This is a genomic window from Indolivaga capnocytophagoides, from assembly GCF_036511535.1.
In the GTDB taxonomy this organism is placed as follows: domain Bacteria; phylum Bacteroidota; class Bacteroidia; order Bacteroidales; family Dysgonomonadaceae; genus Dysgonomonas_A; species Dysgonomonas_A capnocytophagoides.
Genome location: NZ_AP028867.1, coordinates 4011235 through 4033528 on the forward strand (window position 1 = coordinate 4011235; position 22294 = coordinate 4033528).

The following is a 22294-nucleotide window of genomic DNA, read 5'->3' on the forward strand; positions in this document are numbered from 1 at the left end:
AGTCTTATTCTTTCCAGACAGAAACACCTGCTGTTTTTATTTCTTTACCTCCGAAAATATATTTGACATTGGGATTGAGAGGAAGAGATAATGTTTTATCCGAGTAGTTTACAGCTATACCGAATCCGTCCCGATACTCAATATGCAGTCCCGGAGCAAGATCGAGTAACGGGATATTCAACTGTCCGTATAATTTTTTAAGGACAGCTTTTTCCATCTCTCCGTCTTTTGAATCTACCCCGACATAAGTAACCGATCCTTTACCCAAGCGGTGAGTAATAATAGCAGGGCGTCCTGCATAATAATCGCCTTCGTAAGTAGCCCATGTTTGAGTATCTGTGTCAGGAATTAATATTTCACCCCAGCTTGTCCAGTCGTATCTTTTTCCATCAAAAACGATCTGATCGGGTGTTGAAGGCTGTAACAGATCATAAAAATCTATTTTTGCCCCGATTAAAGAGTAGATAGGCTCTGCAAAAGGAGCTTCCCACAATTGGCCGTTACGGGTTTTGTGTCCTGTACGGCAAGTTAATATCAGGTTTCCTCCTTGTTCTGCATATGTTCTCCATCGTTCCACTAATTCTTTGTCAAGCATTTCGTAAGCAGGAGCAATCATTGTTGTATATTTCGAAAAATCGGCACGTTCGTCAATAAAATCGACAGGAGCACCGAAGTTCTTTAGTGCATCGTAATACTTATCAATGTGTTTTTCGGTATCCCATTCGGTAGTCTGTTTATTTTGTTCCATTTCCCATGAATTTTCATGGTTAAAGAGGATTGCCGTACGGCGTTTTTCGTACGATTCGGGGTTCTTAGCTTCGGTTTTGTATTCCTTACGCAGTTGTTTTATTTCTTTTATAAACTCCGAATATTCCAAACCTCCGGGAGTCGGTGTTACTCCGTCGGGACCTACTATTCCGTAATGATACAGCTCAGTGCCGTAAATCGGCTGGCGATAGCGGTAAGTACAAGCAAATTTACTGCCACCCGCAAATACGTGCCACAACCACAGGCGGACAGCTCCGGGTAGAGGCTGCGAGTTTATCTGTCCCCAGTTTACCTGTCCGGGTTGAAGTTCCATCACACCGTAAACTCCATCGATAGGTCGGAAAAAGTCATTTGCTTTAGCAATACGTTCCACCGGACCTAATCGATAGCCTTTACGACCTATTCCGTAGTTCTCGCCGAATACCATATAACGGGTGTATGAATGAAAATCGAGTTCATCGCTTTTGCGTACATGCCCATCGCTGTATTCAGGTATATAATTGGTTGTAATCCATTGCTGAGGAATAGAGTATTTGCGTATAACACGGGTTTGATCGTCAAGGAAACTTGCCATTTCATCCGTAATGAACCGTTTGAAATCAAGTTTCTGGTGAGCATTCATAAACTGCTGTGACATACGGGGAATATTTACTTCCGAAAAATCGGAATATACCTGACTCCAGAATGCGGTTCCCCATGCTTTATTTAAAGCTCCGATAGTGGTATATCTGTTTCTCAGCCAGTCTCTGAAACGTTGTTGCGCCACCTGACCGTAATCAGCCGAAACACGGGGTTCGTTGTCAAGCTGCCAGCCTATGATGCGGGTGTCTTTTCCGTAATGCTGAGCCAGTTTATCTATTGTTTTCAGTGAATATTCACGAAAAAAAGTATTCGATACCGAAGGATGCTGACGTGAGCCGTGATCCCATTTCGTACCGTCTTCCCTTTCGATCAGTACTTCGGGGTATTTTCGCACAAGCCATACCGGAGGTGTCGCTGTGGATGTACACATGATTACTTTCAGCCCGTTTTTATCAGCCAGATCAACAGCTTTATCCAACCATGCAAAATCATATACGCCTTCCGATGGTTCGATTTGAGCCCATGCAAATTCGGCAAAATGCACAAATTCGAAGCCTAAGTCTTTTATTTGTTTGAAATCCCGTTCCCATTGAGACTGTTCCCAATGTTCGGGATAGTAATATACTCCGACCAAAGATAGGTCTTTGTCTGGGAAAAACTGATGGGGATCTCTATCCGATGCTTGCATGAATAAGATGGATGCTATAAATGAGCAAAATAAAACACTTAGTTTTTTCATGGTTTGCTGTTTTTAATTTCTTTGATTACAACAGGACCTAATAATCCCGAAGGTACAGGCTGCCAGGTATCGAAACGTACATCATTGTAAGTGATACTCACAAAATTGATTTCGTTGAAAATTCGCCAGTTTACACCACGGCGGTCATAGTCCGAAATGCGGTTGGCAGGTAAATTGGTTACTTCTACTTCCAGTGTATTCTTTCCATTTTTTAGATAAGAACCGATATTGCATTCAAACGGAACGGCAAATAAAGTTGACACTTCTTGTCCGTTGATAAATATACGGGCACTTTCCCGAACGTCTCCCAAAGATAAACGGTATTCATTTCCGGCTTTCTTTTTCTGGTCAAAAGTTATTTTGTAACGGGCTGTTGCCATATTATTCTTTAGTACAGGGTTTGAGAGTTCAGTCCATGACCCTAAGGCGGTCAGATTAAATGATTCTTTGACTTCGGGTTCGCTTTTCACAAAATCCATCGTCCAACCCTTAGTTAATGGTGTTTCTGATCCGGTTTCTTCGAAATAATTCCATGCAGGGGCATTTACGTCTTCATTGTCGAAAGTCTTTAAGATGATAGACTGTCCCGGTTTCAACTGCATATATACTTCTGTTGTTCCATTATTCTGTCTGATCGCGGCTTTACCCGAAAGACCTGTCATCGGATCGAAGAACATCGCACTTTTAGCACCGACTGCTATGGGAACCCATTTGTCAATAGGCTTGTTTTGGAGCATGGCAAAGAAGTAATGATGTCCGTCTGCATTTTTACGGCGGATATAATCACCCCCGAATTCGCTTTTGAATGGCTCTTTCGATACATTACATGCTGATAGTAAATCTTCGTAATCAGTACCTGTGACGACTGTTCCTTTGCCTAGTTTGGCTTTTTGTACCGAAGCGAAAGACGATACCGATGGGAATTTATTGATCTGGTTTTTATATTCACTTCTTCGTTGTTCGAGGTTCGCAAACCCGGGAACATCCGCTGGATATTGTCCTGCGAAAACAATGGTTGCACCTTGTTCCGCCAGTTTTTCTATTTTTGTTAATGTTTCAAGCGGAATCATCTTTACCGAAGGTAGTATCAGAGCTTTGTAAGTAGTTCCCCCTTCCGTTTTCAAAAGTCCGTTTTCGACTGTCGTTGTGTTGATAAAATGATCGGAGATATAATCAAGATCGTACCCGTTGTTGCGTACGCTTGCCACTATTTCGTAGAATTGGGGCAGGCGTTCACGCATTCCGTGAATGGCAAATGTGAGGAACTGTCTATCCTGTTGTTCTTCCCACACATCGTATATGGGGAAATACAGCAGGAAATCGTTGTCGGGAGTCCCTTCCTGAAGAAAGGACTGAGCCCGTGTCACATATTGAAAAAATGCAGGGGCATCCCGCCAGATACTATTTGTCGGAGACATATCTACGGCTGCATAGAATTTCCATCCCGGCCATGCTGCTTCTTCCGGCGAATAAGTTGATCCGTGAAAATAAACATGGTTGACACCCGATACAAACATCTGGTCTATTTCGGGTTTACACTGAGATAGTGATGTTCGGAAATGTTCGGTCAGCCACGTGAAAGTTTCTGCCGAAGTGTACTTCTTTCCTGCGAGGTGAGCTCCCGATGAAGCATATTTTAAAGCTGTGGGATCGCCGTCATTTTCCTTACGGATAGAATCTTTTCGAAGTCCCGGTATATCGAAATCGGTAATACCGAAAGTCTCACATTCGGGAATATCAACCGAAGCATACAAATCGATCAGATTAGCTGGTGAACCATGGGCCTGATTACGGATAGAAACTCCCCGCCGGTTTGCCCATTGTTTCCATTGGTCGGTAAAGTTTACTTTAAGAATATCTGCAATTGTTTCTCTGTAATCAGAAACTATTCGGGCTGATGTTTCAGTTGCTCCGTTTTCTAAGAACTCGGGGAAATAATCCTGTAGTTTATATCCTCTGCGGCTTTCGAATTCCTCTAAGAAAGCGGGAGTCCAATTGCCCCCATATACTTCGTAAGAGTCGTTGAAGAACGTGTGTGGATACTTTGTATTAGTGGCAGTGAACGCTTTGTCGAATTTATCGAAATATCGTCCGACTGATCCTTTATCGAGGTGATTCATCACATATCCTTGTCCCCCGGGTGCGGCACGTTTTACCTTCTGTAGTGTTTTACCTACAAATAAAGCGATTACCTGCCAGTTTTGTCCTTTCGGAGCAGTCCAGTTCAAGGTTCCGTCTGATAATACATTCGCCGTAATGTCTAAACGCTGTTTTTTATCGCCGCTATAAGCCATTACTTTGCTGATATAGGCTATCTTCGATTGATTTTCTTCTGCAACTGTTATTTTTTCGTTCAGTTTATTTCCACCGTCAACTTTGTATTCCTGAAAGATGGATTTGGTCGCTGCATCCTCAATGGTTACTTCGGGTCCGCCGAAAGGCCATCCCGTGCCCATACTCATATCCACAGACATGCCAAGACGTTGGGCTTCCGATTCGGTAAAAGCCAGCATCTTCATCCATTTCGGAGTCAGATAATCTATATAATTGGATTCTTGACCTTTTACTCCATATATAGGAGTTATTTCCACCCCTCCCAATCCGGCTTTACTCATGGCTTCCAGATTGTAGGTCAGTCCTTTTTCGTTTACGGCACTGCCCATCCACCACCAACGTGTCCAAGGTTTGGATTCTATTGTTACCTGCGGCCAGTCTGTATTTTTGAAAGATTGCGGAAATACCGAAAGATTAGCAGCTAATAATGCTGTAAATATGATTGTTTTTCTTTTCACGGTGTATACTTTAGGTAAAAGAAAGTATTTAATAATATACTCTTATATTAAACAATCTTTGGTTATTATACTTACCAAAGCTATAAATAGGTCTGAGACCTTACAATACTTTATTCTTCAATTCGTCCGGAGCATCTTTTGTATTGATGTTCAGACGTTCTCCTTCTTTCTTGAATAAATCTTCAATTACTGATATATTCAGAGTCTGTTCCGGATTGAACTTATGAGAATTCATATATTGAACAATAGAATAATAGAGCTGACGGGCAACAGGCCTGTTTTGTAAATCGGAACGAAGATCAGCACTGCAAACAACGATCTTACCGTTGCCGACTTTCGCTTCAAAGAGCATACCTAGTTTACGGTTGATAAACCAAGTGTCGATTGTTTGTACAATCGGTTGGAACGATGCTGGGAAATTATTCATTTCCATTGTTTGGGCTTTATAGATCAATTCCCACCATTGTACGTTTGTATATGTGTCGGTAGGGAAATCTTCCAGTATCGGATGATAGTTATTAACCAGCGTACCTACCGTATGAGGTGGGCGCATCTTGAACCACGATGTATTCCAGAATGCAGGAGTAAGGTATTGTACAACGTCTTTGCCCTGCTCTATTTTTCCGGCAGTTAACAGTAATACTTTACCTCCGTTATTTAATGTGCTTTGAGCCTGATCATCCAGTTTATCGGTGATGTAAATGCCGGAAGTGTTTACTTCGGGTAATGTCTGTGGATATACCCAGAAGTCCCAGTTGTTTGAGACATCGGAACATGCAAAAGATACTTCAAGATTTAGTTTCTGAGCCTTATCGAATGTATTCAACGGCAAATTGATTGTGCCTAGCTGCTGACAATTGCCGATGGTGATGTCTTTAGCTGCGAGTTGTCCTTTCGCTAATATTTTTCCGTAAGCATCAGTTACTTTCCAGTCGGTAGGCTGTTGTTTAAGTTCTTTTTCACCGAAGTTTGCTGCTTCTATGTTTGCCGTCATTGTTTCGTTGTTTGTGAAAACAAATTTATCCATGCGGGACAATAGTACCGTAGGCGCACAAAAACGGCGGAACTCCCAAGCGTTGATATATCCTTTTTCTTCCCAGAAGGCATTCAATACACCAACCAGAGCTGTACCTTGTCCCGAATAATCATTCAAACTCAATAACTGGAATCCTGCATAATCCGGTGTACGGAGCGTTTTTTCTATTTCGTGTTTATAGCATAAAGCCTGTAACTTGCCTGACGCCTGAAGAAACTCAGCCGAAAGGTCTCCCATATTGCGGTCTTTGAGATCTTCACGGAAAAGTTCGAAGTTGCGGGCACGCATAACACCTGTATATTTCTTTATTTCGGTAAAATCGGGAAAGACACACCATTGACCTGTTTCGTGCGATACGTAAGGCTGCTTAACGGTATCGATGCGGGCACGGTAATCAGAATTAGATTCAGGCATCTGTTCCCAAGCCAACCCACGAGCTCCCGCTTTTACGTGAAACTCATTTCGGGGCTGCCAAGCCCAACTGTTTCCTACTGATGCCCCAGTATATACACGGCGCGAGTCGGTTGCTTTCCAATAGTCGACAAATTTACTTACCCAAGCCACCCAGCGTCCACGGGGTTCGTTTCCGATTGCAAACATGCAGAATGACGGATAGTTGCCGTACTCTTTTACGATACGCTTACTTTCTTCCCACAGATAATCGTCTACGGGGCGGCCATCTCCCAAAGATGATCCGTGATTTGGCCAGCTAGGCCCTTCGGGCTGCAGATAAAAACCTACCAAGTCGGCAGCTTTGAATGCTGCTTCGGGAGGACAAAACGAGTGAAAACGCATATGATTCAATCCGAAATCTTTGCAAATACGGAAAACACGTTCCCACGAAGCTACATCCATAGGTGCATATCCGGTAAGAGGGAATACGCAGTTTTCGACAGTTCCACGGAGTATAGTTTTTTGTCCGTTTACATAGAAGTATTTACCCTTGATGGAAAAATCCCTCATTCCGAACTGAACTTCACGGATATCAGTCTTCTTTCCTGTGTTCAATGTTACTTTCAGTTTATATAGGTTCGGGTGGAATTCATTCCATGTCAGCATATCATTACCCATCGGTAATTCTATTTCAACAGGAGTTTGGTTTCCTTTAGCTGAAAATTGGACTGTAAGAGGTGTTACTGTATGTTTACGTTCTCCGTTGAAACTTTGGGCTTCGAGTGTTATTGTTCCTGATGATTTTCCTTCTATATTTAATTTAACCAAAGCTTTTTTTGCTTGTACATCGGGGTATATTTGTACATCTTCGATAAAAGTTTGAGGTATTGCTTGCAGTTCCAGTCGTCCTACTACACCATTCCAGTTACCCTGTGTCTGATCGGTTATGCTGTGGGAGTCTTTGCCTACATCAATATCTTTTGTACGGTTGTCGATACGGAGTGATATTGTATTTTTTCCTTTTTTCAGATAACGGCTGATTTCGAAAATATGAGGTACACACAGCGAATTCTGCATACCTATTTCCTTGTCATTGATCCATACTCGGGTTTCGGTATGAGGACGTTCCAGAAATAACTGGATCAGATCGCCGTTCCACGATGCGGGTACTTCTATATCGGTTTGATACCATGCCACCCCAACGTAATATTTTACGGGTGTCAGCCAAAACGGTAATTTAAGATTGTCTTGTTTCCTGAATTTTTCCAAACGGGGATTATAGAAAAACGAACTGTCATAAATACTTGCAGTCCATTCTGTATGAAGAGTTACATCATCACCTTTGTAATTTTCGGTCATCGAACCCGGAAGAGTTATTTTATCGGGCAGTTTTTTTGAAAACCAGCGTTCCTGTACTCCGGTATCCTTGTGGTCGGTATCGAATCTCCATATTCCTTTCAGATCGATTGTCTTGTTGGTCTGCGCACCGGTCATAGAAATGCCCGTCAGGGAAAAAAACACAAACAGATAGAATTTAAATAATCGCTGTGGTAAAAAATTCATGGTTAATCAGGGTTTAGAGTAAAATAACGGAAAATTGCCCTTTTCGACAGAACAATTTATTTCATGTTACAAAAATATCAAAGGTAGTCATAACAAAACATGTAATTTCATTCAAAAACCTATACAATCTGACCTTTTGACGGGGGTAAACTCGTTTTTTACCGATTGGGTAGGGTACATTAAGTAACGGCAAGTATTTAAACAGGCTCTTAATGATACATTTCAGTTTATAACAGACATTGGCTGTTTTATTTGCCAAAGTAATAAAATAGGTCTGTGACCTTATATTGCATGTTATTGTATTATATGACATGGATAGTAAATGTAACTTATCTATTTTTGTATTATCGCATAAAAGATATCGTATCAATAGAAAAAATCTAAATATGAAAAAAATACTACTATTTTCTCTCATGCTTTTGTTAGCATACAGTTTTACGACAGTAGAACCTAAAGTGACGATTTTTATAGCCGGAGATTCTACTGCTCAATCTTATAAAGAAGAAAAGGACGGTCTGATAAAAGGCTGGGGACAAATGCTGGGTAAATTTCTGACGGATGACGTAAAAGTTGTCAATCATGCGATGGGCGGACGGAGTACCAAAACCTTTATATCGGAGGGAAGATGGGATAAACTGCTATCGGAAGTTTCGCCGGGTGATTATGTCTTTATACAGTTTGGACATAACGATGCTTCTACCCGTCCCGAAAGACATGCTTCGTATGGCGATTATCGGAAGAACCTCGTAAAATTTATAGAGGATGTACGCGCTAAGAAAGCTAATCCGGTATTGCTTACATCTGTGGTAATGCGAACATTCGATAAAAACGGAAATCTGGTGGATGATCGCTTAAAAGGTTATCCGGTTATAACCCGTCAGGTTGCGAAAGAATATAATGTACCGATGATTGATGTCAACCTGAAGACACGTGATTTTATAACTATGCTGGGAGATTCAGCATCTATTCCTTATTATCGCTGGGTGGATCCGGGTGTTGACCATGCAAAACCCGAAGGACTGAAAGACGATACTCATATGATGGAAAAGGGTGCTACTCAGGTTGCCAGTTTCGTTGCTGAGGGAATAAAAGATCTGGACTTAAAAGGTTTGAGTGAATATGTGAAATTAGATGCTGCGAAAAAGTCAGAAAATGATGTGTATTTATTTTCGTATTTTAAAGGTAATGGAGATGGACTGCATTTAGCTTATAGCCTGGATGGTCTAAAATGGGAAAGTCTGAACAATGATTCAGTCTATCTGAAACCTGTATTAGGAAAAGATAAATTGATGCGCGATCCGAGTATTGTTCAGGATGATAACGGCATTTTCCATATGGTTTGGACTACCGGATGGTGGGATCAGGGAGTAGGTTATGCTTCATCAAAGGACTTGATTCACTGGTCTGAGCAACAAAATATTCCTGTAATGGAAAAGTTTACAGGAACCCGTAATACATGGGCTCCTGAATTGTTCTATGATAAGAAGGACAAGACCTTTTATATTTTCTGGGCATCTACTATTCCCGGAGCATATCCCGAAGTAGAAACAACACCTAACGAAAAAGGGTTGAATCACCGTCAATATTACGTTACCACCAAAGATTTCAAAACATTCAGCGATACCAAGTTATTCTTTGATGGCGGGTTCAGTGTAATTGATGGTGCTATTCTGCAAAAAGATAGCAAATATTACTTGTTTGTAAAGGATGAAACCTCTGTTCCGACCGAAAAGAACATCCGCCTGACATCGGGAGACAAGCCTTTTGATTTTCCGACAAAAGTTACAGCTCCCATTTCGGAAAACTGGGTGGAAGGGCCTGCTCCTTTACAGGTCGGAGATTATGTGTATGTCTATTTTGATAAATACCGAAGTAAGAAATACGGAGCGATCCGATCTAAAGATATGATCAACTGGGAAGATGTATCAAATAGCGTCTCATTTCCGGCAGGAACACGTCATGGTACAGCTTTTCCTGTATCTCGTGATATATTGGAGAATTTGCAAAAGAGGTAGTTTTTTCTGAAATATTATAAATTGTTACTCAGCCATCTTTCAAAAAACATCAATTGCTCAGGCGTATGAAAATAATGCTCACCGCCTTGAAACACTAAGAACTCTGCATTGTATTGTTTTGAAAAAGCTTTTATATCTTCTCTTTCAGACACAGTATCTTTCGATCCGACTAATATTTTTGAAGGGAACATCCGATTTAAGGTGATCGGATGTTCTTTTGCATACATATAATAATCCCAATCCAGAGTTTTGCCTATTGGTAATAATATTTGTTTTTCAGATTTTAATTGTTGTTCGCTAATATGAAATCCAATCATCATATTTTGAATAATTTGTTCCAATATTTAATATCGGTGATAAGAAAAATCCCTTTTTTATATTATACTCAGAATATGCTAATATGCTAAAGTATACGCCTATACTACACGCAAATAGATATATGTCGGATGATAATTTTTTAGCATAGTTGTAGATTGCCGTAAGATCGCTAATACTATTTTGAGGGTTGCATTTATAGTTATTATCACTTCGACTACCGTGTTCGGGTAAATCAAAACTCAAAACCTGATAACCTTTGCTGGTAGCATTTTCTGCTAATATTCTTATAACTGTATCTTCTTTATGAGACAGGTCTCCATGTACTGCGATGAATAATTTATTAGAACTCTTTCCCCATAAAGTACAAGGAATCTCTATCTTTTTATCATATGCATTTATATATGTTATATTAATTGCTTGAGGTCTCATGGAACTATAATTTTTCTCTAAACATACTGATTTTTTACAATAAAAGACCCATTGAGTATTATTCGATTATAATGGGAATAGAGCAGATTCTTATCTTTATATGTCGGTTTACGTATATAGAATCGGAGCTGAGATCAATTTTTATAATACTATTCCTCTTTGCTCTCAGGTTGCTGCCCATATTTTGACGGCGAACATTTATACTGTGTTTTAAAGCATTTACTGAAATAAAAAGGATCTTCGAATCCGACCTTGAATGATACCTCAGACACAGTAAATTCTCCGGTGAGGAGTAATTCTGCAGCCTTTTTTAATCTCTTTATCTTGATCAGTTCGTTAGGTGAAAGTCCTGTTATACCCTTCACCTTTTTATAGAAGATAGTCCGGCGGAGTTTCGCCAGTTCTGCGAATTTATCAACAGAGAACTGATAATCGGCAATATGATCATCGAGAATCTTATTGATCAGGTTGTAAAAATCTTTATCCTTATCTGTTGTGGTGATGAGGTTTCCATCGAAAACATACTCGTTAGAGAAACGTTTTTTGAGGAGTTCCCGTTGTTCTATCAATTTAAAGACCCTTGCTACAAGATATTTCAGACTGAAAGGTTTCATTATATAGGCATCTGCACCGCTTTGTATTCCTTCGAGCTGATGCTCAATAGATGAATGTGCAGTCAGCAGGATGATAGGAATATGGCAGGTCTGAAAATCTTCTTTCAGGCAGCGGGTTACTTCAAAGCCGTCCATCTCTGGCATCATTACATCACATATAATCAGGTCCGGATTGTTTTCCCTTGCCTTTTCGAGTCCTTGCAAGCCATTTTCGGCAGTATCTACCATGAAATGCTTGCTGAATTCGTCCACAAGAAAATTTCGTATATCATCATTATCGTCAATGATCAGCATTTTGTAGTTACCGAGTACGGCATCGTCTATTTCCGGTAATTGCAGATCCGTAGACTCGGAAGGGTATACGACGTTACTACTGGCTTTTTCTTCTATTATATCTGCATGTGATGAGGAGATAAAGCGGTCTCCTTCATAAATGTCTTTATCGGTAGATAATTCTACATTAAAAACAGAACCTCCTCCTTCGTTACTTTCGTACCATATTTTACCTTTGTGTCCTTCTACAAATTCTTTTACGAGAGAGAGTCCTACTCCTGTACCCGAAGATGAGAAATTGATCTGCATAAATCTGCTGAATAATAGATGCTGCATTTCTTTATCTACTCCTATCCCATTGTCCTTTACCGAAATAAGGCATGTCTTGGTCTCAGGGTTTGCATTGATTACAAGTTCTATTTTTCCATCTTTAGGTGTAAATTTAAAGGCATTCGACAACAGGTTATAAAGGATTTTGTCTACTTTACGTTTGTCGATAAACATCTCAAGAGCTTTAATATTATGCGAGAAAGTATAGTTGATGGATTTTTGTGCGGCCACTTCCTGAAATCCGGCATATATATATTCTGAAAATGAAATAATATCAGTTTCTTCTAGGTCAAGAGTCAATACATTATTTTGCAGCTTTCTGAATTCGAGCAGCTGATCTATCAATCGGGTAAGTATTATCGAATTCCTATTAAGTACATTTACTTGTTTGGCTACCGATTGGGGTACGTCCTGCTGTTCATTCAGATTTTCGACCGCCCCACGAATGAGAGTCAGCGGAGTTCTGAATTCATGCGAAATATTGGTGAAAAATCTCAACTTGTGATTAGTCAGTTCTTTTTCTATTCTGATGTTATTGTTCAGAATATTGAATTTCAGTGCGAGTTTAGCCGCTATATAAAGCATAATACCTATTATCAGAATATAGAATATATAAGCATAAGCCGATTTCCATATCGGGGGAGTTATTGTTATCTCCAGCGTGGTTATCTGTTCATTCCATATGCCATCGCTGTTACTCCCTTTTACCATAAAAGTGTACTGTCCGGGAGGCAGGTTCTTGTATGTGACCGAGTTTACGTTACTGGGGATACTCCATTGCTTGTCGTAATTAGTCAGCATATAGCTGTACTTGTTCTTTTGAGGGTCTTTAAGAGCAAGAGTTGCAAATTCGAGAGTAAAGGTGTTTTCTTTGTAGTTCAGGTGTATCTGGCTGGTATAGCTGATAGCCCGTTTAAGTGGAGAATCTTTTTCTCCGGCTTCAACCTTTTGGCTGTATATAAAGAAATTCGTCAGAGTTACTGGCGGAACATTCATATTGGGCACAAAAGAATCGGGATTGAACATCAGTAACCCATCGAGGCTTCCCCAGAGCATATTACCGTTCTCACTGTAAATATTTGCATTCTCGTTAAAGTGGTTTCCGTATGTTTTTTCCGAGAAATAATAAACCATGAAAGAATGGTTTTTTACATCAAATTTGGTAATGCCGTTTTCACTGCTCACCCAGAGATTATTCTTTTTATCTTCGAGTATGCCTGATATAACATCTCCGGAGAGTCCGTTTTTTGTGGTGTATGCTTCGAATGAGTCCGTTTTTTCGATGTATTTGTTCAATCCGCCTCCTGCTGTTCCGATCCATATAGTACCTGATTTATCTTCATAGAATGTTTTGATATCATTACAGTTCAGTGAATTCTTTTTGTTCAGATCGAGCTGATAGCTGATGTATGCTTTCGGATTCCTGATCAGTTCTTCGGGGTCGAAGCGTATAATTCCGTCGCTTGTTCCCGCCCATATACGGTTTTTACTATCCTGAAATACATAGCGGATATAACTTTTATTACCCAGATTGTTGAAGAAATGAGTAAATGTAAATCCATCTTTGGTCGGAGTTGCCAAATTCAGTCCGCCGCCGAATGTACCGACCCACATACGACCTTTATTATCTCTGAAAATGTTGAATATAGAATTGTGGCTCAAGCCCTTTTTATCGGGAGCATCTTCATTATATTTAGTATGGTATATTTCTTTATGCGTTTTCTGATCGAAAATGTACAATCCGTTTCCCTTAGTTCCCACCCAGATACGGTGTTGAGAATCTTCAGTCAGTGAATATGGATTCAGATCGGGTTGTATACATGTATTGGACGATAAATTATAGTCATATAGATATAGGCTGCCGTTTTTTGTACCTACCCATATGTTATTGTACGAATCTTCGTATATCGTGCGGACATTATTATTCTTACCTATCGATGTTTCTTTTTCAGGACGTATAACCTGTAATTCGTAATCAGCTTTCACTATTTTTATAATTCCCGCATATTCACTGCCGATCCATATATTTCCGTATTTATCTTCGGTGATCGAAAGCAGGTAATCCGAAGCCAGACTGTTTTCCGTCGGGCTGTATTTATAATTATCCAGTTTGCCTGTGACGGGATTGTAGCAAAAAAGGCCGTTGCCGTACGTTGTTATCCAGATCAGATTTTTAGAGTCTATGAATACATTGTAGCGTTCAAGGTCTATAATTTTGGCAATACTGTGAGGTATCAGGTTTAATTTTTTTGAGAATTGTGTAGCCGGATTGAAATACCAAATATTACCCGAATGGTTGTATAGCCACAATCCGTTATTCTTGTCGGTAATCAGTTCTATATTTCCAACCAGTTCGGGGTCGGTACCCCATGAAATTTTCCCAAACTGACGGGTATTGGTATTGTACGAAATAATACCAAAGAAACGGGTTACCAGCATCAACTCCGTTTTTGATATGCGTGCAATATTGGTAAAACTGTATTGAGGGAGAGGAGCTATAATTTCTTCAAATGTTTTTTTCTTCAGATCGTATTCAACCAATACCGAATTCTCGGTCGATAAATACAATTTATTGTTCATTTCGATGGCATTCGTAAATGAATATTTATCTTCAAACAATCTTTCGACTTTCTTATCGGGACTTATCTTGAATATCCCTGCCGTACCACCGACCCATACTGTCGATTTAGAATCTTCGAGTAGAAATCTGCACTGTTTCTTGTTGATTTGATCCGTTAAAAATGGAGTTGATTTTATTACTCCGTTCTGCTTCTTTATTAATAAACAGCCGCTGGTATTTCCCCATAACCATATATCGCCGTTACTCGATTCGTAGTAATCGGTATAAAACATGGCGGAATTTTTATATCCTTCGGGTAAGTAATTTACGAACGAATCGTTTATCGGATCATAGCAGGTAAATTCGTTCTTGTACGTTTTTATCCAAAGATATCCGTCTTTGTCCTGAAATACATTCTTGATTCGATTGTCGATAAGGGATTTTGGATTGCCGGGCTGAGGGTTATAAGTGAAAAGCTGATATCCGTCAAATCTGTTCAACCCGTTTAGTGTTCCTGCCCAGATAAAACCTTTACGGTCTTCGAGGATTGCACGTACCGAGTTTTGAGAAAGTCCGTCTTTTGTGCTTATCTGGCTGAAATAGATATTACTTTGTTCAGCAGACCAAAGGGTGTGGACTCCTAAGACAAAGAAAAGAGTTGAGAAAAAGGCTATATGTTTCATTCTGGTAGTATAAACTTAAGGTCTAAGACCTTTCATTTGAAGGTAAAATAATCTCTGTATACTCAAAAATAATAAAAATAGCTTTTCATGTACTCTGTTTGACAATATTTCCATGTATGTGAACTAATTCACATGCCCTTTACTGCGTTGCTGTAGGTGGAACGTCTGTATTGATATTTACACTTTTAGGGTGAAAAGCTTATTTTCAGACCTGTCTTTAAGATTTTTATTGTCTAAATAGACATCAAAATGAACTATTTTACATTTGCCGGAAATGTTCAAACTGTAATTTTGTAACACAGTATGCATCAGAAGCTATATTAATGAGGCGTTTGAAATGATAATCGACTGCTGTTGTCCTCATTAAGTCAATAAAAGTCTGTGACCTTATATTTAAAAACACATCAAAGTTGTACCTAAAATCGAAAACACATGAAACTGCCCATAATCAGTATACTCGGAACTGCATCGGCTTTTGCCGGAATAGTATCTCCTGTTTATTCCGAGGGAAAAGGAGGTGATGATAACAAACAACAACCGAATATCTTGTTTATTCTTGCCGATGACATGGGGTATGGTGATCTGGGATGCTTTGGTAATAGAATTATTCAGACAAAAGCAATTGATCAGCTAGCTGAGGAGGGAGTAACTTTCACAAACAGCTATGCAGGAGCAAGTGTGTCTTCTCCATCTCGTTGTTCTTTGATGACAGGTCTACATTCGGGGCATTCACGCATTCGGGGCAATATGTGCAGAACCGGAGGTATTGTTGGTGAACGTGAAGGAATGGGGACTGTGAGACGTATTAATCTGATGCCGCAGGATTCAACAATAGCAAATGTGTTGTCGAATAACGGATATGTAACATGTTTGGTCAATAAATGGCATCTGGACGGATTTGATCCTGCAGCAGGACCTTTAGACCGCGGATTTGATGAGTTTTACGGATGGCTTATAAGAGAACCCGAAAGTCATAACTACTACCCTTCGAAAAGATGGCGTAACCGTGAAGAATATACAATTGAAGCAAATTTGAACGGAAGTCATGTTGATCACAATACGGATAGAGCAACAGATGAGGCTATAGATTTTCTGCGCAGGCAAAAAGATCATAAGTTCTTTTTATATCTGGCCTATAATGTTCCTCATGTTCCATTGGACAGCAAATCGTGGGGTATTTACCAAAATGCCGATATGTCACCCAATGATAAATCATATGCCGCACTGATTACCCATATGGATGAATCGATTGCTAAGGTATTGGACGAACTGAAATCTTTAGGCTTGGATGACAATACGATTGTGATATTTGCTTCCGATAATGGAGGGGCTAAAGCTGCTAAAACCGAAAAACTTGTACTGAACGGTGACCTCAAAGGCTGGAAAGGCGAATTGTATGAAGGGGGCATTAGGGTGCCTTTGATAATACGCATGCCCGACCGAAAAAATGCAGGTTCAACTTCTGATTATCCATGTTATTTCCCGGATCTTTTTTCAACAATGGTAGATATGGCTCAAGCAAACACAACACTAAAAACGGATGGTTTGAGCATTTGTCCGGAAATAAACGCTCCGGGAATAATGCCTCGGGATCAGAGATATCTGTATTGGGAACAATATCCATCAAAAGGTATTTCTCAGGCAGTAAGATGGGGTGACTGGAAGCTTATCAGGCAGAACAAAGAAAAAGAGATAGAATTGTATAACCTTAAAACTGATATAAAAGAGACGAATAATGTGGCTGCAATGTATCCCGAAATTGTGTCTCGCTTATCAGGCTATTTTAACGAGGCTCATACCGAGTCGGATAATTGGCCTGTAGAATTTGTGGAATAATTGTGTATTTCGGATTTCAGACAAATTCTCATTCAATAATATTCTTTAAATTTTTATACTTATTTACTTGACCAGAAATACACAGTTATTACTTTAAATACTGACTATTATTTATAACAAAGGGCGATCTCGTAATATTTAATAATTTGTAACGGGAGTGTATCAAAAATCGGTTATCCGGTGTTTGATATACCTTCCTCAACTCTCCTTAGCTCATTTCATTTAAAGGGATATATAATCTTACAGACAAACACTTTAATCACACTTTTAAATTTAATATCTACATGAAGAATTCACGAAGAAAGCTTTTTGAAGCAAGAAGTTTATTGGCTGCATTATTCTTGTGCATGTCGATTATGGTATTTGCCCAGACGAAAACTATTACCGGTACGGTGGTAGACGAGAAGGGTGAATCCATTATAGGAGCTACGGTTTCGGTGAAAGGAACAACCACCGGAACCATGACAGATCTGGATGGAAAATTTTCCATTAGTGTTAATAACAATGATGTACTGACTGTGTCTTATGTCGGATATGCAGAGCAATCTGTATTTATAGCCGGAAAAAATGAGATCAGGATTGTAATGAAAGAGGACTCCCATGTATTAGACGAATTTGTGGTCATAGGATATGGCGTGGTGAAGAAAAGCGATCTTACCGGTGCTGTATCCAAAATGAATGCCGAAAGTATTGGTGAGAGACCATTAGCCCGTGTCGAATCGGCGTTGCAAGGGTCGATGCCGGGTATTACCGTAAGAACTATAACCGGAGAGCCTGGGCAGGATATGCAGATAAGGGTGCGTGGAGCTGCGTCTGTTAGTGCAAGCTCAGACCCTTTATATGTGATCGATGGAGTTCCGAGTAGTACACTTGTCGGATTGAATCCTTCGGATATTCAGTCCATGGAAGTGCTGAAAGATGCTGCGTCTGCTGCCATCTATGGATCGAGAGGATCGAACGGTGTAATTATGGTAACAACAAAAAAAGGAAAATCGGGCAAAACAAAGGTTTCGTTCTCGGCTTCTTATGGTATTCAGATGCTCCAAAATAAACTGGATTTACTATCCGGCGAAGAGTGGATTGATTTTTATACAAGATATAATGATGCAAATTATCTGAATCTGGCAAAAAATAATAAAGTCACAAATGCTTCTATTAAAGATGATAATGCGACCCGACTGAAAAATATAGGAGCGAAAAATCCCAATTATTCGGTTATTCTGGATGATCGCTGGCAGCATTATCTGAGTCCCGAGATGGTTGCAAGCCATACATTCGGAGCTACTGACGAAAGACTGGCAATGTTAGACTGGCAGGACAATTTTTACCGTACAGCTCCGGTTATGGATTATAATATCAACTTGTCGGGAGGAAATGATAATACGACTTACTTATTTTCGCTGGGTTATTTTGATCAGGATGGTATTGCAACGGGTACAGGATATAAAAGATTTACATTAAGAGCTAACATTGATTCGAAGATAAACAAATGGCTGAGTGTAGGGATGAAACTGGCTCCATCTTATTCGATAAAGGATGGAGCGGGACGAGCCAACGGAAAAGACAGTGAGGCTCACAGAGTATTGGCGTCATCGCCTGTCAGCCCATCGGATGTTGGTTATAATACTAATATAGAACCTAACGACCGTTATCCTTGGGCAGGGTCTTCTTCGAGCCCGACTGCAGTTATGAAAAGAAATAACCGCCGTGATTATGATGCTCGTGTATCGGCGATAGGATACATTCGTGTAAATCCGCTGGAAGGGTTGCAGGTCGAAGGTACTGCTTCTACAACTTATACCGACCTGGATGGACAGACCTATTCTTATTCGGATGTAACAGGTAACTGGAATCTGGGAGAGGGCGTAAATTCATCAGGAGGGCATAATACCCGCCGTAAGTTTGATAATACACTGCTGCAATTAGTTGCTAATTATAATAAGTCATTTAACGAAAAGCACAACCTTACATTGATGGCAGGTATGTCGACAGAGCAAAATCAATGGGGTTTTGAAACGAACCAAAGTTTTAACAAGCCTTTCCCGAATGATGCGATTGATGGGTCTTTCGATGGAAACAATCTCCCTATTGGTACGGACAAAGTAACAGAACTGACTCCCGACCGATTGGTTTCGTATTTCGGACGTGTGCAATACGACTATATGGGGCGTTATCTGTTGTCGGCAAGTGTGCGCCGAGATGGAGGTTCCGTATTCGGCAGCCAAAATCGTTGGGGTACTTTTCCCGCACTATCTGCGGCATGGAAAGTATCGGAGGAAAGTTTCTTCAAAGGACTCAATATCTCTAATGTGATCGATCAGTTTAAGTTGCGTGTCAGTTATGGAGCAACCGGAAATAAGCAGATTAATGGAACCAACGCTTATACCTTGTTGTCTTCGGTAATGTATGCAGGGGCTAACGGATATAGTCCTAGTTCTCTCGGAAACTCTAATTTAGGATGGGAAAAAGCCAATAGTACGGATTTGGCTTTTGACTTGTCGATGTTTAATAACCGTATCCAAATGTCGGTTGACTGGTATACAAAAAACACGAAAGACCTGTTATATGAAGTACCTATACCTTTGGCATCAGGTTACGGTACTTATTGGGATAATCTGGGTAATATAAAAAATAACGGATTCGAGTTTGAATTGACTACTCATAATATAAATAAAGGATTGTTTAAATGGTCTACCACTTTTAATTTCTCTTACAATCAGAACGAAGTGAAGTCATTAGGTATAGATGATACTCCTATTTATTCCGGATTCGATAAAAGTAACTTCTCGAACGTATTGGAAGTCGGTCGCCCGATCAATACATTCTATATGTATGAGGCCGTTGGAGTATGGATGAATCAGAAAGAGATTGACGATTTTAGCGCTGCTCATGGAGGAAAAGCCGTTACTTTCAGTGGAAAGCAGATCAAGCCCGGTGATATAAGGTATCGTGATGTAGATGGCAGCGGTGATTTCACAACGGATGATAAAACTTATCTGGGAAGCCCGACTCCAAAGTGTACGTATGGTATGACCAATACATTCAGTTATAAAGATTTCGATTTATCGATATTACTGACTGCCCAGACCGGAGGTAAAATATTGGGGCTGATCGGGCGAGCGATAGATCGTCCGGGACAAGGACCCAGCACTAATGCCTTTGCCCACTGGAAAAACGCCTGGTGGTCGGAAGAAAATCCGGGAGACGGGAAAACACCTTATCCGCTAAGTACAACCACCGGAGCAACAATTGACTCGCGTTGGTTATATTCCTCAGACTATTTATCTATTAAGAATATTACACTGGGATATAATGTTCCTATAAATAAAAGTATTATATCCAATGCCAGGGTATATTTCTCTGCCGAGAATCTGGCAACATTTACTTCTTATGACGGAGGATATTCTCCCGAAGCTTCTAATTCGGGCTCGAGTTCGGCTCCCGGAGGCTCTGCTGCCTTGGGACTTGATTACAGCAGTTATCCTTTGGCTCGTACATTTACAATCGGTTTAAATCTTACTTTTTAAAAACGAAGAAGTTATGAAACTATCAAAATTATATAAAAAGATATTTTTATTGTCGGGTATCTGTTTGTTTTTGTCAGGTTGCAATTTGGATGAAGACCCCAGAGACCAAATGCCCGGGGGAAGCTATTCTTCGCCTAAACAAGCTGAACAGGCTGTAATCGGAGCATATTCCAACTTGAGAAACTGGGCGAATAACATTTATTTGCATATGTCGGAATGCCGTTCGGATAATACATGGGTCGATCCTGTACCTAACGGACTTAGGGAGTATTCGGAAATAGGAACTTTTAGAGCTGATTTTACTCTGTCTACATTTAATGGGACATGGGCTGATCTATATAAAGTGGTGAATGCCTCGAATTTGGTGATTGAGAGTCTGCCTAATATTACATTTCCGAAAGACGAAACGAATCCTGTAAAGCTGAAAGACCAACTCGAGGGTGAGGTGCATTTTTTGAGAGGATGGGCATATTTCGAATTAGCCCGATTGTTTGGAAATGTTCCTTTGATAGACCGTACCATGTCTCCGGTCGAAACTAAAACAGTAAAGCAATCAACAGCAGCCGAGTTATATGAAAAAATCATTATCCCAGATCTGAAATTGGCAGAATCGAAATTACCGGTTGCCGAAAAAATGATAACATCGAGCTATGCAACAGCAACAAGTCAGGGAAGAGCCGATCAGATTGCTGCCAAAGCCATGTTGGCAAGAGTGTATATGACCATGGCAGGCTTTCCTCTGAAAGATGTTTCTGCCGAAGCTTTAGCTGAAACTAAATTGAAGGAAGTGCTGGATTATGCAGATGGTAATGGTAAATACTGGGCTCCGACAGCAGAAGAATGGCAAAAACAATGGTTGACAGAGTATAATAACAAGTATTCGATATTTGCGATTCAGTACCGTAGCGGCGGAACCGGCAATTCAGCAATATTTAATTTTTCACCGGCGTTACCACCCTCCTATACTTCTATCCGTATTTATGGAAACAGTATATTTGTAGAAAAATCGTTGAAGTATGAGTTTGACAAAGTATATAGTAATGGAGCAAGAGATATAAGAGGTGATGGTGCAACTGTTTTAGACGGTTTCGATGCAGAACCTAATTTCCCGGCTTATTCTAATACAAAAGAAACACTGGAGGTTCCCGGAGTCGGAGAAGTGGAAGTATATACAAAAAGCTTCTTTTATAAGTACCTTAATTCTTTGCGTAAAAGACAAAGTCTTGGCTATACAGGAAATTTCGAAAGCGAAATGAAAGATTATAATGACTGGGCTGTAAATTATCCCGTTATTCGTATCGAAGATATTATGCTGATGTATGCAGAGGTATTGTTAAATAAACATGGAGATATTTCGGGAGCTATGTCTTATGTGAACAAAATACGACAAAGAGCTGGTTGTGATGCTGTAACTGCCGCAACTGCTACGGATGCGATGAAGGCCGTAAAACAGGAACGGCGAATAGAATTTGCAGGAGAAGGAATCCGCTGGTTTGATATGATACGCTATGGAGAGTGGGAGAAAAATATAAAAGACAAGCTCTCGCGATATAATAATCCCGTTGGAACTTCTGAGTCTTATATTAAGCCTGGACGTTATTTATATCCGATTCCTCAAACGGAAATGATTGGATTCCCCGGGTTATATAATCAGAATGCTGATTATTGAAAGCCTCTGAAGAGAATTATAATATAGAAAGACCTCATATCCGTAAATAAGATATGAGGTCTTTTCTGGATTAAAAAGATGCTGCCGGTGAAATGTTTTTCGGGAAAGCAGTTCATATTTTGAGTGAATATATATTGGTTAAGATTATTAAAGGACAATATCACAGG

General features: G+C 40.0%; 10 protein-coding genes. 4 read left to right on the plus strand and 6 right to left on the minus strand.

From position 1 onward, the window contains the following. Positions 1 to 4 precede the first annotated feature (4 nt). From AABJ51_RS16105 to AABJ51_RS16115, 3 genes are all read right to left on the minus strand, one after another. Positions 5 to 2089 (minus strand): beta-galactosidase, encoded by a 2085-nt coding sequence (locus AABJ51_RS16105; RefSeq protein WP_434781373.1) that lies wholly within the window; start codon positions 2087 to 2089, stop codon positions 5 to 7. Then, positions 2086 to 4881: an alpha-L-rhamnosidase gene (locus AABJ51_RS16110; RefSeq protein WP_338373376.1), complete on the minus strand. Its 2796-nt coding sequence runs from the start codon at positions 4879 to 4881 to the stop codon at positions 2086 to 2088. Before AABJ51_RS16110 ends, AABJ51_RS16105 begins: the two co-directional genes overlap by 4 nt. A 100-nt stretch (positions 4882 to 4981) precedes the next feature. Continuing rightward, the gene (locus tag AABJ51_RS16115) at positions 4982 to 7873 is read right to left on the minus strand and encodes an exo-beta-1,4-galactosidase (protein WP_434781374.1); all 2892 of its coding nucleotides are present in this window, start codon (positions 7871 to 7873) and stop codon (positions 4982 to 4984) included. 386 nt (positions 7874 to 8259) lie between these two features. On the opposite strand from AABJ51_RS16115, the gene AABJ51_RS16120 reads away from it, so the two are divergent. Continuing rightward, positions 8260 to 9888 carry a GDSL-type esterase/lipase family protein gene (locus AABJ51_RS16120; RefSeq protein WP_338373377.1) on the plus strand — a complete coding sequence of 543 codons (1629 nt, stop codon included), beginning with the start codon at positions 8260 to 8262 and terminating at the stop codon, positions 9886 to 9888. Positions 9889 to 9902: 14 nt separating this feature from the next. Here the strand turns inward: AABJ51_RS16120 and AABJ51_RS16125 are convergent, their stop codons facing one another. From AABJ51_RS16125 to AABJ51_RS16135, 3 genes are all read right to left on the minus strand, one after another. After that, the gene (locus AABJ51_RS16125) at positions 9903 to 10208 is read right to left on the minus strand and encodes a hypothetical protein (protein WP_338373378.1); all 306 of its coding nucleotides are present in this window, start codon (positions 10206 to 10208) and stop codon (positions 9903 to 9905) included. Then, positions 10186 to 10635 (minus strand): alpha/beta hydrolase, encoded by a 450-nt coding sequence (locus tag AABJ51_RS16130; RefSeq protein WP_338373379.1) that lies wholly within the window; start codon positions 10633 to 10635, stop codon positions 10186 to 10188. The genes AABJ51_RS16125 and AABJ51_RS16130 overlap by 23 nt, the downstream gene beginning before the upstream one ends. 149 nt (positions 10636 to 10784) lie before the next feature. Continuing rightward, a complete protein-coding gene (locus tag AABJ51_RS16135; RefSeq protein ID WP_338373380.1) occupies positions 10785 to 15095 on the minus strand; it encodes a hybrid sensor histidine kinase/response regulator transcription factor in 4311 nt (1436 codons plus the stop codon). Between the two features lie 432 nt (positions 15096 to 15527). Here AABJ51_RS16135 and AABJ51_RS16140 point away from each other — a divergent pair, with 432 nt between their 5' ends. The 3 genes from AABJ51_RS16140 to AABJ51_RS16150 all read left to right on the plus strand — a co-directional run bounded on the left by AABJ51_RS16140 (position 15528) and on the right by AABJ51_RS16150 (position 22127). Continuing rightward, the gene (locus AABJ51_RS16140) at positions 15528 to 16931 is read left to right on the plus strand and encodes a sulfatase-like hydrolase/transferase (RefSeq protein WP_338373381.1); all 1404 of its coding nucleotides are present in this window, start codon (positions 15528 to 15530) and stop codon (positions 16929 to 16931) included. A 284-nt stretch (positions 16932 to 17215) separates the two neighbouring features. After that, positions 17216 to 20458, plus strand: a complete 3243-nt coding sequence (locus AABJ51_RS16145; protein WP_338373382.1) for a SusC/RagA family TonB-linked outer membrane protein — start codon at positions 17216 to 17218, stop codon at positions 20456 to 20458. Between the two features lie 13 nt (positions 20459 to 20471). Beyond that, a complete protein-coding gene (locus AABJ51_RS16150) occupies positions 20472 to 22127 on the plus strand; it encodes a RagB/SusD family nutrient uptake outer membrane protein (protein ID WP_134436758.1) in 1656 nt (551 codons plus the stop codon). Positions 22128 to 22294 lie beyond the last annotated feature (167 nt).